This window comes from Leisingera methylohalidivorans DSM 14336 (genome assembly GCF_000511355.1).
Classification (GTDB): domain Bacteria; phylum Pseudomonadota; class Alphaproteobacteria; order Rhodobacterales; family Rhodobacteraceae; genus Leisingera; species Leisingera methylohalidivorans.
Window position 1 is genome coordinate 3891355 of the sequence record NC_023135.1, and the last position, 12479, is coordinate 3903833.

Genomic DNA, 12479 nt, shown 5'->3' on the forward strand with positions numbered 1-12479 from the left:
GTTACGCATCCGCACGGCCTTGCTGCAACAGTACTGTGGCTGTTCGGCAAGTCACCAGATGATCGGCGTCATCAACCCGGAGTTTGCCAGCTGCTCCGGACCCCGGTACCGAACCGATCCAGAATGCCACAAGTCCGGAGTTCCCGAGATTTCGTCATAGTAACCGTCAAACTGAAGCGGCGTATGAAAGTGCTGCTGCCGCTGCTTTTCTGTTGCTGACTTTAAAACAATCTCAGGCAGGAACTTGGTGTGCAGCAGTACTCCTGAGGGATCCGGCCCTCCCGGCCCGTCATAGAGCGCATTCATCTGTGGAGGCAGAAGCGAATGGGTTGAGTTCATGTAGGAATAGCGCCGGTTCCAACGGATCAGCGGCAGTTTGTTTAATGTCGGCGAACGTTCTGGCTGCTCCTGGAAAAAAACTCTTTCGCGGGCGCCGCCCTGGACCCAAAGGTTGCCCATCGGCTGCTGCCGCACAGCCCGGTATGGACCCGCGTCAAACCATTGCAGAATTTCACACGGGTCCTGTCCCGGAGCATAGCTTTGCGCGCCCAGCGCCCCCTTAGGATAGAGATCGAGCATCAAAGCGCCAAAACCCCGGCGCCCTTGCTGTTCCAGACTTTGTGTCAAGTCGTCCAGCCCGCGCTTTTCCATACCGGAATAGACCAGCAGCTCATCCGCATCCACCGTCAGACACCAGCGCCCATGCCCGTAGCGGATCAGCAGCCAACCCAGCCAGTTGAGCCCAAAGCGCGCCTCCCGGTAGCTGGCAGCGGTCTGCCAAACGGAAACATCGCACTGCTGGGCCAGATATTCAGTGCTCCCGTCATCACTGTCGTTATCGACAACCAGGAAATGCACAGCGCCCAGCCGCCGGTAATACTCCAGGAAATAGGGCAGCCGGGTAATCTCGTTGCGCAAAACGATAAAGACCAGAACCCCGTTTCCGGGGATCCGGTCTGAACTGCCAGCCATTTTGCGCATCTGGCGACGGGCCCGCAACGCCCGCCACAGCATCCGCCGCCGCTTCCACCGCATCCGGTAGGCCCCGGCGAGGCCCAGAGGCGGCATGTCAGGGGCGGCGGAGCGCGTCATGCTCAGGCCTCGTAGTGACCTGTCTTATGCCACTCCCAGGCGTCAGCGATCATCACCTCCAGAGTGGAGCGGCACGGCTCCCAGCCCAAATCGGTGACCGCACGGGTCGAACCCGACACCAGCTTGGTGCAATCCCCCGCGCGGCGCTCACCTGTGTTGCAAGGCACCTTCTGACCGGTCACCGCCTCAGCCTTGTCCATCACTTCGCGCACGGAAAAGCCAGAACCGGTGCCAAGGTTGAACACCTGGCTGCCCTTGCCCGCCTCCAGCCACTTCAACCCCAAGACATGCGCGTCCACCAGATCGCAGACATGCACATAATCGCGGATGCAGGTGCCGTCCGGAGTATCGTAATCGGTGCCGAAGATGGTCAGCGCAGCGCGTTTGCCCGCAACCGCATCCAGCACCAGCGGCACCAGATGGGTCTCCGGGCGGTGGAACTCGCCCACCTCTGCCTCAGGGTCAGCACCCGCCACGTTGAAATAACGGAAGATCACCGAACGCAGCCCGTTCGCAGCCCCGAAATCTTTGAGAATATCCTCAACCGCGCGCTTGGAGGCCCCATAGGCATTCAGCGGCAGCTGCGGCGTGTTTTCGTCCAGCACCACATTGTCATGCTCACCATAGGTGGCACAGGTCGAGGAGAACACGAAGTCCAGGCAGCCTGCCGCTACTGCGGCCTCAATCAGATTGAGCGACCCGCCGGTGTTATTGGCCCAATAGCGGCCCGGCTCACTCATCGCTTCGCCCACTTGGCTGAGCGCCGCGAAATGCATCACAGCAGCCGGCTGATACTTGGCAAACACCTCATCCAGCCGCATCCGGTCGCTCAGATCGCCCTTTTCAAACGGACCGAATTTCACCGCATCCTGCCAGCCGGTTACCAGGTTGTCGTAGGTTACCGGAATATAGCCCGCCGCTTTCAGCGCTTTGCAGGCATGCGAACCGATATAGCCGGCACCACCGGTTACAAGTATATGTGTCACTGTCTCTGCCCCATGCAGGGCCGCCCTGTGAGGCGGCCAGAGTGGTTATTGCGCGGCTTTGCCAACCTGCGCGATCTCGGAAATATAGTTCATCAGATCGTCACGCAGCTCTTCGCGTGCCAGTGCAAAGGCCACGGTTGCCTGCAAAAAGCCCGCCTTGGAGCCGCAGTCAAACCGCTGGCCGCGGAACCGGTAGCCGTAAACCGGCACGTCCTGCGCAATGTCCTCGGCGATGGCGTCGGTCAGTTGGATCTCGCCGCCCGCACCCGACTTCATCTTGTTGAGGTTCTTCAAAACCGAAGGCGACAGGATATAGCGGCCGATCACCGCCAGGTTCGAAGGCGCTTCGCCTGCACTAGGTTTTTCCACCATACCATTTGCCGCAACCACCTGCCCCATGTCGTCCTTCACATCAAGGACCCCGTAAGAGGACGTCTTTTCAGGCGGGACCTCCATCGCTGCGACCATATTGCCGCCGGTTTCCTCATAGGCTTCGACCATCTGCTGCAGGCACGGTTTTTCCGCTGCGATCACGTCATCCGGCAAGATCACCGCAAAGGGCTCATTGGCGATCAGCCGACGCGCGCACCAGACAGCATGACCCAGGCCCAGCGCCTTGTGCTGGCGGATATAGGCAATAGCACCTGATTCCATATTGGTGCCTTGCAGCAAGTCCAGCAGGTCTTGTTTGCCCTTTTTTCGCAACTCCTGCTCCAGAACCGGCGAATGGTCAAAATAGTCTTCCAGCGCACCTTTGCCGCGCGAGGTGACGAAAATGAACTCTTTGATCCCGGCTGCACGCGCCTCATCGATGGCGTATTGCACCAGCGGCCGGTCGACCAGAGTCATGATTTCCTTCGGAACGGATTTGGTTGCGGGAAGGAATCGGGTTCCCATACCTGCGACGGGAAAAATTGCCTTAGTTACCTTTTTACGCATGGCGCTCTCTCAATACTAAAATTCCAGGCCGGTTACCGCTTTCACACTCCCTCGGGGAAGGGTGAAACTCCGCGAGACCTGGCTGTCCCCAACATTTTGCGATGCCGCTGCCATCGGCCCCTGGCTGCATCTCTATAGTGTGTATTTACCTGTGTCAGTACCTACTACCATTCTCCGCCTACTCGTGACCCATCTTCTTCATCATCGCTTCCAGCCGCGGCACGTCTTCCGGGTTATTAAGTTCCCAAAACTCGCGCCCTCGGGAATCGACTTCGACACACAGAACTTTGCGGCCGTTTTCCAGGAAGCGCAGCTGTTCCAGCCCTTCCAGATTCTCCAGCGGCCCCGCCGTCCAGCCAGAATACGCCGACAAGGCGTCCGGGCGGTAGGCATAGACACCGACATGATGAAAGACCGGCGTAACTTCGCCATCCCCAAAGGCCTGCGCGCAATACGGAACCACTTCTTTAGAGAAATAGAGCGCACTGCGGTCTTCGGCAAATACTGCGGTGGTGCCGCCGACCCGGCCGGCCTGGCGATCGGCCAGAAGACTGTTCAGCATCCCGCCATTGCAGCGCAGCACCGGCGTCGCCAGCCCCATGCCGGGGGAGGCGCGCAGCCCCGCCACCAGATCCTCGACAAACCAGTGCGGTGTCAGCGGGGCGTCGCCCTGCAGGTTCACCACAACCTCATACTCGCCGCCCAACGCTGCATGCGCCTCGGCACAGCGCTCGGTACCATTGCCGCAAGTTTCCGAAGTCATCACCACCTCGGCGCCGAAAGCCTCGGCTGCCCGCTTGATGCGATCATCATCCGTCGCCACAACCACCCGGTCCGCTCCTTGCACCGAACAGGCTGCACGCCAGGACCGTTCCACCAGCGAACGGGCCTCGCCGGTGGCGCCGGTGAGCGGCACCAGCGGCTTGCCGGGATAGCGGGTCGAAGCGTAGCGGGCGGGGATGACGATCAGAACAGACATCAGGCTTTCTTCAGCTCCACAGCCGGTGCATAGGCGATGAAAAACGGGTTCGCATAGCCTTCCTTGCCGTAAACAAGCGGGGAGTGATCGTCAAAACGCACGACTTTTCCGCCAGCTCCTGCGAGCACCGCATGACCGGCAGCTGTGTCCCATTCCATGGTGCGGCCGACACGCGGATACAGATCCGCCTCACCGGTGGCCACCAGGCAGAACTTCAGCGAAGAGCCGGCGCTCTTGCTGTCTCTCACATTGTACTTGCCGATATAATCGTCAGTTGCCTGATCGCGGTGCGATTTCGACGCCACCACCATCAATGCGGCATTGTCACTGCTGGCGACCCGGATCGGATTTGTTTCACCGATAGTGTCCGGATCAAACGCGCCGGTCTCCTCCACAGCGCTGCCATCCGCCAGCGTGAAGAACATCCGTTCCTTGGCAGGAGCATAGACCACACCGCGGGTCGGCACGCCCTTTTCCACCAACGCGATATTCACGGTGAAATCGCCGCGCCGGTGAATGAATTCCTTGGTACCATCCAAAGGATCGACGATCAGAAAGGTATCGCCGCGCTCTTTGTGCGAGTCGGATTGTTCTTCGGTGACCAGCATCATGTCCGGGAAGGCCGCCCGCAGACCTTCAGAGATCAGCGCATCTGCAGCTTCATCCGCCGCCGTTACCGGGCTTTCGTCGGATTTCACCTTCACGTCGAAATCGTCGGAATTGTAGATTTCCATGATCTTTGCGCCGGCCTCAATTGCCAGCCGGCGGATCACGGGCACCAGGTCTTCATATGTCACGCGGATCTCCCTAGCACGGGTTTAATTGAAAATTTGCCTCTTGCCCCTTATGATGCGCAGATACCAGAACGGCAAGCAGCCGCATTGAATTCGAGCAGAGAATACAGGTCTCATGTTTCAACAGCGCACGCAGCAATCCTCGGTGTCCGGGCTCCTCACACTAAGCGAGGTGGTCTTCCATTCGGTCGTGCGCAGTGTCCGATCCAAGCACAACAATGCTTTTGCGGCCCTGGCACTGAACATCCTGCAGGCCGTCCTCTTCGTTGCAGCTTTTTTTGCCATGTTTGCGCTGCTAGGCCTGCGCGGCTCCGCCATTCGCGGCGACTTCCTGCTCTATGTTATATCCGGTGTGTTCCTGTTCATGGTCCACACCAAGACCGTCGGTGCCGTTGCCAGCGCCGAGGGCCCGAGCAGCCCGATGATGCAGCATGCGCCGATGAACACGATGGTTGCCATTCTATCCGCCGCCATCGGCGCGCTGTACATTCAAGTCTTTTCACTGTTCATCATCCTGTTTGTCTACCACGTCGCATTCACACCGGTGCATATTGAAGAGCCTATACCTGCCTTTGGCATGATTTTGCTGGCCTGGACCACTGGCGCCTCAGTCGGGCTGGTGTTCCTGGTGCTGAAACCTTGGGCGCCTGGGCTGGTGAGTATTCTGACGATGATCTATCAACGGGCCAATATGATCGCCTCGGGCAAGATGTTCCTGGCCAACACGCTGCCCAGCTTCATGCTTGCCATGTTCGACTGGAACCCGCTGTTTCACTGCATCGACCAGGCCCGCGGCTTTGTCTTTATCAACTACAACCCGCATTTCAGCTCCTGGCAGTATGCAGCCTGGGTAGCGCTGGTGCTGATCGTGATTGGCCTGATGGGCGAATTCTACACCCGCCGCCAGGTCTCCATCAGCTGGGGCGCGCGGCGGTAACCGCAAAACCGGTCCAGGTTTTTTTTCAAAAGGCTTAGCAAAAGATAGCCACGACACCATTGCGCTGCACTGGCATCACGTGACCATTCTGAGTGTTAAGTTGATCCGCCCGCCCTTGGGCAGCAGCCGTGAGGATTTGAACCGGATCCGGTCTATCCCATGATAGGTCAGCCGCGCCTCGCCGCCCATGACCACCGCATCGCCAGAGCTGAGCCAGATCGATTCCGTCTTGCCGCCGCGGCTGCGGTTGCCGATCCGGAACAGCGCATCATCTCCCAAGCTGATTGACACGACAGGGTAAGAGAAATCCGCCTCATCCTTGTCCTGATGCAGCCCCATCCGGGCGCCCTCGCCATAGTAGTTCAGCAGGCAGCACTCCGGCTCACGTTCCAGTCCGGTCAGCGCGTGCCAGATCTCCAGTACCGCCTCCGGGATATCCGGCCACTTGCGCCCGGAGGGCTGCTGTTCCGCATAGCGGTAACCGGAGGCGTCAGAATACCAGCCGAACTGCCCCGCCGACGTCATCCGTACCGACATCTGCCCGCCGCCCCGCACCTTGGGGGAAATCAGCGGCGCCGCTTTCAGCACCGGCCGCAACGCGTCTATCAACGCCGCTTGCCGGTCCGGACCAAGGAACCCCTTGTAGACATCGAAATCGCGCACACGCAGCAAGGTCATTGCCGTTCATCCATCCTTAACCATAGCCCTTGCAAAAAAGCGTATTGATTCACGCCTCCGGGCGTGCCTGAGCGCTTGCAGGGCCGTTTTCACGTCCCTATATACGCCGGGACGCGGCAAGGTGCAGACCAAACCGCAACTTCCATCGGGGCCAGGATGCCGCAACGGGTTCAGGCCTCGGGTAATCGCCTTGAGTAGTAAAAAGGGATCGCAAATGAGCAAAGTTATCGGCATCGACCTGGGTACCACCAACTCCTGCGTGGCCATCATGGATGGCTCCCAGCCCCGCGTGATTGAAAACGCCGAGGGCGCACGCACAACCCCGTCAATTGTTGCCTTCACCGACGACGAACGCCTGGTCGGCCAGCCGGCCAAACGCCAGGCTGTCACCAACCCCGACAACACCGTGTTCGGCGTTAAGCGCCTGATCGGCCGCCGGTTCGACGACGCCGCAGTCGCCAAAGACAAGAAGATGGTGCCGTTTTCCATTATCAACGGCGGCAATGGCGACGCATGGGTGGAAGCCAAGGGTGAGAAATACTCCCCTTCGCAAATCTCAGCCTTCACCCTGGGCAAGATGAAAGAGACCGCGGAATCCTACCTGGGCGAGGAAGTCACCCAGGCGGTGATCACTGTCCCGGCCTATTTCAACGACGCACAGCGCCAGGCTACCAAAGACGCCGGCAAGATCGCAGGCCTCGAGGTACTGCGTATCATCAACGAGCCGACCGCGGCTGCGCTGGCCTACGGCCTCGACAAGGAAGATACCCAGACCATCGCGGTTTATGACCTCGGCGGCGGCACCTTCGACGTGACCATCCTGGAAATCGACGATGGCCTGTTCGAAGTGAAGTCGACCAATGGTGACACCTTCCTGGGCGGCGAAGATTTTGACATGCGTATCGTCAACTACCTGGCGGACCAGTTCAAAAAGGAAAACGGTGTCGATCTGTCCAAGGACAAGATGGCCCTGCAGCGCCTGAAAGAGGCCGCTGAGAAAGCCAAGATCGAACTCTCCTCCACCTCGCAGACCGAGATCAACCAGCCGTTCATCTCGATGGACCCCTCCTCGGGCCAGCCGCTGCACATGGTGATGAAGCTGACCCGCGCCAAGCTGGAAAGCCTGGTCTCCGACCTGATTAAGCGTTCGATGGACCCGTGCAAGGCGGCCCTGAAGGACGCTGGCCTGTCCGCTTCCGACATTGACGAAGTGGTTCTGGTCGGCGGTATGACCCGTATGCCGCGTGTCATCGAAGAAGTGACCAAATTCTTCGGCAAGGAACCGCACAAAGGTGTCAACCCTGACGAAGTGGTTGCCATGGGCGCGGCCATCCAGGCCGGCGTTTTGCAGGGCGACGTCAAGGACGTGGTGCTGCTCGACGTGACCCCGCTGTCCCTGGGCATCGAAACCCTGGGCGGTGTCTTCACCCGCCTGATCGACCGCAACACCACCATCCCGACCAAGAAAAGCCAAGTATTCTCGACCGCGGAAGACAACCAGAACGCCGTGACCATCCGCTGCTTCCAGGGCGAGCGTGAAATGGCCGCCGACAACAAGATGCTCGGCCAGTTCAACCTCGAGGAAATCCCGCCGGCACCACGCGGCATGCCGCAGATCGAAGTGACCTTTGACATCGACGCCAACGGCATCGTATCGGTCGGCGCCAAGGACAAGGCGACTGGCAAAGAACAGCAGATCACCATCCAGGCATCGGGCGGCCTGTCCGACGACGACATCGAAAAGATGGTCAAGGACGCCGAGGAGAACGCCGAGGCGGACAAGGAGCGCCGCGAGCTGATCGAAGCCAAAAACCAAGCCGAATCGCTGATCCACTCGACCGAGAAATCGGTGGAAGAGCATGGTGAAAAAGTTGATCCGTCCACCGTCGAGGTGATCGAGCTGGCCGTGGCTGCGCTGAAAGACGAACTGGAAAACGAAAAAGCGACCGCCGAGAAGATCAAATCCGGCATCCAGAACGTCACCGAAGCTGCGATGAAACTGGGCGAGGCGATCTACAAAGCACAGGCTGAAGCGGACGGCGAAGAAGAGCCGGCCGCGGCGGACGAGGCTGCAAGCCCGGCGGATGACGACATTGTTGACGCGGAATTCGAAGACCTGGACAACGACAAGCGCTAACGCCTGATACACAGGCCATAGCGGGCCGGTCCGGACCCCGGACCGGCCCATTTTCGTTGAGGCAGATGGGGTTATCCGATGTCAAAACGCGACTATTACGACGTTCTGGGCGTGGCCAAAGGCGCCACCGCAGACGAAATCAAAAAAGGCTTTCGCAAGAAGGCCAAGGAACTGCACCCCGACCGGAATTCTGATAATCCGGACGCCGAATCGCAGTTCAAGGAAGCCAACGAGGCTTACGACGTCCTGAAGGACGCCGAGAAAAAGGCAGCTTATGACCGCTTTGGCCATGCAGCCTTTGAAAACGGTATGGGCGGCGGACAGCGCGGCGGACAGGGCCAGGGCTTTGGCGGCGGCGACTTTTCCTCTGCCTTCTCTGACGTCTTCGATGATCTGTTCGGCGACTTCATGGGCGGCCAGCGCGGCGGCGGCGGCGGACGGCAGCGGGCCTCCCGCGGAGCTGACCTGCGCTACAACCTTCGGGTCTCGCTTGAGGACGCCTTTGGCGGCTTGCACAAAACCATCAAAGTGCCCACTTCGGTCTCTTGTACCTCCTGCGAGGGCACCGGCGCCGAGGGCGGTGTGGAACCGACCACCTGCCCGACCTGCTCCGGCATGGGCAAGGTCCGCGCCCAGCAGGGATTTTTCACCGTTGAGCGCACTTGCCCGACCTGTTCGGGCTTGGGTCAGATCATCAAGAACCCGTGCAAGTCCTGCCACGGCCACGGCCGGGTGGAAAAGGACCGCTCGCTGTCAGTGAACATCCCCGCAGGGGTCGAAACCGGTACCCGCATCCGCCTCGCAGGCGAAGGCGAAGCCGGCCTGCGCGGCGGCCCGCCAGGCGATCTCTACATCTTTGTCGAAGTTGCTCCGCACAGCCTGTTCGAACGCGACGGTAACAACCTCTACTGCCGGGTTCCGGTCAGCATGGCCAAGGCAGCCCTTGGCGGCTCCATCGAGGTGCCGACTATCGACGGCGGCCGCGGCAGGGTGCAGATCCCCGAGGGCAGTCAGTCAGGCCGCCAGATGCGCCTGCGCGGCAAAGGCATGCCGGCGCTACGCGGCGGTGCCACCGGCGACATGTTCATCGAACTGGCTGTGGAAACACCGGTCAACCTCACCGCCCGCCAGAAAGAGCTTTTGCGCGAGTTTGAGGAAATGTCCGAGGACAACACCAACCCCGAATCCCGCAGCTTCTTCTCTTCGGTGAAAAGCTTCTGGGACGGGATGAAAGGCTGAGCAAACACCCTGCAAAGGCTTGGGAACGTGCGGACCCCGGGCCTTTGCCGGAAAGCGAGCCAATCAAAAGCGCCCCCGCCGGGGCGCTTTTCTTTTTATTTGCGGCCTGGACTGAGACCGAAGACGCCGGCGGAAAGCCCGCCAGGCTTGCGGTGCGCGGCATCCCTTTTTTTCCCCCTGGAACGGTGCACAAGGGATGCACGCATGCCCCCGGCTGCCGCCGCATCGCGGGTCGCCTTAACACTTTATCAACTATGATGACCGCACCATGGCGCCATGGCACAGGACCCGTCATTTAAGGACGTCTCCCTGCCGTTGTTCCCAGGCAGCGGCGAGGCCTCATCGCCCCCCCTCTCCTCTGGCTACCTGCCCTCATATATCAAGGATCACCGCGCCCGCCTGCGCGACCGTTTCATGAAGGGCGGTGCTGCGGCAATGCCGGATTACGAGTTGCTGGAACTGGTTCTTTTCCGCTCTATTCCACGCCGGGATGTGAAACCAGTGGCTCGGCAGCTGCTTGATAGATTTGGAGATTTCAACCGCGTCGTGTCCGCCTCCCCCGAACGGCTGGCGGCTGTCAAAGGCATTGGTGATGCTGTGATAACCGACCTCAAAGTGCTCGAGGCTGCTGCTCACCGCATGGCCCGAGCCCGCGTCATGCAGCGGCAGGTGATTTCCAGCTGGGATGCGCTGCTTGACTACTGCCACACCACCATGACGCATCTGGAAACAGAGCAGTTCCGGATCCTGTTTCTGGACCGCAAGAACGTACTGATCGCCGACGAAGAACAGGCCCGCGGCACCGTGGACCATGTCCCGGTTTACCCCCGGGAGGTTGCCAAAAGGGCTCTTGAGATCAATGCCAGCGCATTGATTTTAGTGCACAATCACCCGTCCGGAGATCCAACGCCTTCAGACAGTGACCTCAGTATGACCACTCAAGTTCAGGCCGCTCTCTCTGCGCTTGGCATCACCCTGCACGATCACCTGATCATCGGTAAATCCACCGAACTAAGTTTTCGCGCCCAAGGCTATCTCTAACTGCTCAGCGCGATGCCCGGCCCCGGGGGTTTACTGGGAACCCTGGCTGACCCGAAAAGCACTTCAGCACCTGCCTGGGGATGTGCGTCAGCGTACCCAGACCTCAACCCGCCGGTTGATCTGGCGGCCCCATTCGCTGTCATCACAGGCCATCGGCAGCGCTTCTCCAAAGCCATGAGTACTGATCTGCACCCGGCCTGCATCTGCCGTCTCCGCAGCTTTCATCACCGCCTCCTGCACGGCTTCGGCCCGCTGCAGAGCAATTTTCCGATTGCCTTCAGCTGGCCCGATCCCATCAGAAAACCCGGCGAATACAAGCTCTTTTCCGTCAAACTCTCCTGCCTCCAGCGCGCGGGCCAGTTGTTCGACATTACTGCGGGATTGCGCATCTGGACGCGCCGATCCAGGCTCGAACCTGAATGAGATTGTTAACCGGCGCATGCCGCCCAGCAGGGTCACCAGCCGCTGAAGCTCCTCTAACCCGGGTTCCTCTTTTGCAGCCAGGATCGCATTTGCCAGACGGCTGCCCTGTCGGCTGACCGGGATCAGCTCCGGCGCCTGATCGACAAATCCCGCCCGACGGATAACTGCCTGCGCCGCAGGGCCGCGTACATACGCCAGGAAATCCCGAGCAACCTTGGGCAGACGGCGGGACGGCAGGTAAAGGAACATAGGAACCGTCAGCGGATAGTCTTCAGTCTTTACTGCCCTGCGGCTGGCCTGCAAAGAGAACCCGCAGGGGCCCGTCAACGTCAGCATCCGCGTCGCGCCTTTCTCGGCAAAGCTGGCGATACCTATAGCAAAGGGATCGACCAGAACCCGTCTGGCAAGTGTACTGCTGCTGTCATGGCGGCGGATGCGTTGTGTGAAACCCGCTCCGGAAGGCGCCATCAGCCGATCCTCCACCGCCTGGGTAAGGCCTGATCCGGAAACCGGCATATGCAGCGAAATCGGCGCATCAGGACCGCCAACCGTTTCCCAATTGGTGATCTGACCGGAAAATATACCAGCCAGCTGCGGCAAGGAAATCTCACGCACCGGATTGCTGGGCGCCACCACCGGCACAAAAGCGTCCAGCGCCAGTACCCGGCTGCGGCCCGGCCCGGTCAGATCACCCAGTCCAGCGGCGAGGGCTGCCTTCTGTTCAAGCGGGCGTATCTCCCGCAGCGCCATCGTCACATCCGCTTCGTCCGCGATAAGAGCCGCAAATCCCCCGTCGGTATTGCTGGAAAGGAAAGTGAAGCGTGCAGCCGGCGTTTGCCCGCGCAGCAAAACATGGCTAAAATTTCCCTCCGGCAATGCTTCCAACTGCGTCTGATAACCGTTCCGCAAGGCGAAGCCTTCGATCAGCGCGGGCAGCAGCACCTCAGACATGGCTGAGGAGCCAGCCAGAGTGATTTCCGAAACGAATCCTGACAGGCTGGGGCAGCCTGGTCCATCGCAAGCCACACCTGAGCCGTCGACGGTGAGTTCGCCGAACTGGGTCTGTACCCGGTAGAACTCGCCATCGAACCCCAGCAACGTACCAGTGAGTTCAACCGCGCCATCGGGGGAAGAAAGGGTGACATCCTGGGCTGCAAGACCGCGCGCAAAGAATGTCAGAAAAAGTGCGGCGCAAACGGCCGCACGAAAGAAGATCATATGGATACCTGAAGTT

Annotated in this window: 11 protein-coding genes; 4 read left to right on the forward strand and 7 right to left on the reverse strand. The window is 60.0% G+C overall.

Annotated features, from left to right (window positions below):
* Nucleotides 1–51: 51 nt before the first annotated feature.
* From METH_RS18895 to cysQ, 5 genes are all read right to left on the reverse strand, one after another.
* Entirely contained in the window at nucleotides 52–1092 is a 1041-nt protein-coding gene (locus METH_RS18895) for a glycosyltransferase family 2 protein (RefSeq protein WP_024092078.1), read from the reverse strand.
* A gap of 2 nt (nucleotides 1093–1094) precedes the next feature.
* Complete coding sequence (gene galE, locus METH_RS18900; RefSeq protein ID WP_024092079.1) at nucleotides 1095–2078, reverse strand: UDP-glucose 4-epimerase GalE; 984 nt, start codon at nucleotides 2076–2078, stop codon at nucleotides 1095–1097.
* A 45-nt stretch (nucleotides 2079–2123) separates the two neighbouring features.
* Nucleotides 2124–3017 (reverse strand): UTP--glucose-1-phosphate uridylyltransferase GalU, encoded by an 894-nt coding sequence (gene galU / locus METH_RS18905; protein ID WP_024092080.1) that lies wholly within the window; start codon nucleotides 3015–3017, stop codon nucleotides 2124–2126.
* Nucleotides 3018–3195: 178 nt separating this feature from the next.
* A complete protein-coding gene (locus METH_RS18910) occupies nucleotides 3196–3996 on the reverse strand; it encodes a 3-deoxy-manno-octulosonate cytidylyltransferase (RefSeq protein WP_024092081.1) in 801 nt (266 codons plus the stop codon).
* Nucleotides 3996–4793 carry a 3'(2'),5'-bisphosphate nucleotidase CysQ gene (cysQ, locus tag METH_RS18915; protein ID WP_024092082.1) on the reverse strand — a complete coding sequence of 266 codons (798 nt, stop codon included), beginning with the start codon at nucleotides 4791–4793 and terminating at the stop codon, nucleotides 3996–3998. Before cysQ ends, METH_RS18910 begins: the two co-directional genes overlap by 1 nt.
* Nucleotides 4794–4905: 112 nt before the next feature.
* Between cysQ and METH_RS18920 the strand changes: the two genes are divergently transcribed.
* On the forward strand, nucleotides 4906–5727 hold the full coding sequence (locus METH_RS18920; protein WP_024092083.1) for an ABC transporter permease: 822 nt from the start codon (nucleotides 4906–4908) through the stop codon (nucleotides 5725–5727).
* A 75-nt stretch (nucleotides 5728–5802) separates the two neighbouring features.
* Here METH_RS18920 and METH_RS18925 read toward each other — a convergent pair whose 3' ends face one another.
* On the reverse strand, nucleotides 5803–6405 hold the full coding sequence (locus tag METH_RS18925; RefSeq protein ID WP_024092084.1) for an alpha-ketoglutarate-dependent dioxygenase AlkB family protein: 603 nt from the start codon (nucleotides 6403–6405) through the stop codon (nucleotides 5803–5805).
* Nucleotides 6406–6595: 190 nt separating this feature from the next.
* Here METH_RS18925 and dnaK point away from each other — a divergent pair, with 190 nt between their 5' ends.
* The 3 genes from dnaK to radC all read left to right on the forward strand — a co-directional run bounded on the left by dnaK (nucleotide 6596) and on the right by radC (nucleotide 10822).
* Complete coding sequence (gene dnaK / locus METH_RS18930) at nucleotides 6596–8542, forward strand: molecular chaperone DnaK (RefSeq protein ID WP_281173403.1); 1947 nt, start codon at nucleotides 6596–6598, stop codon at nucleotides 8540–8542.
* 78 nt (nucleotides 8543–8620) lie between these two features.
* Nucleotides 8621–9781, forward strand: a complete 1161-nt coding sequence (gene dnaJ / locus METH_RS18935) for a molecular chaperone DnaJ (RefSeq protein ID WP_024092086.1) — start codon at nucleotides 8621–8623, stop codon at nucleotides 9779–9781.
* A 276-nt stretch (nucleotides 9782–10057) separates the two neighbouring features.
* Nucleotides 10058–10822 (forward strand): RadC family protein, encoded by a 765-nt coding sequence (gene radC, locus METH_RS18940; protein ID WP_024092087.1) that lies wholly within the window; start codon nucleotides 10058–10060, stop codon nucleotides 10820–10822.
* An 87-nt stretch (nucleotides 10823–10909) separates the two neighbouring features.
* Here radC and METH_RS18945 read toward each other — a convergent pair whose 3' ends face one another.
* Nucleotides 10910–12463 carry a phosphate ABC transporter substrate-binding/OmpA family protein gene (locus tag METH_RS18945; protein WP_024092088.1) on the reverse strand — a complete coding sequence of 518 codons (1554 nt, stop codon included), beginning with the start codon at nucleotides 12461–12463 and terminating at the stop codon, nucleotides 10910–10912.
* Between the last annotated feature and the right edge of the window lie 16 nt (nucleotides 12464–12479).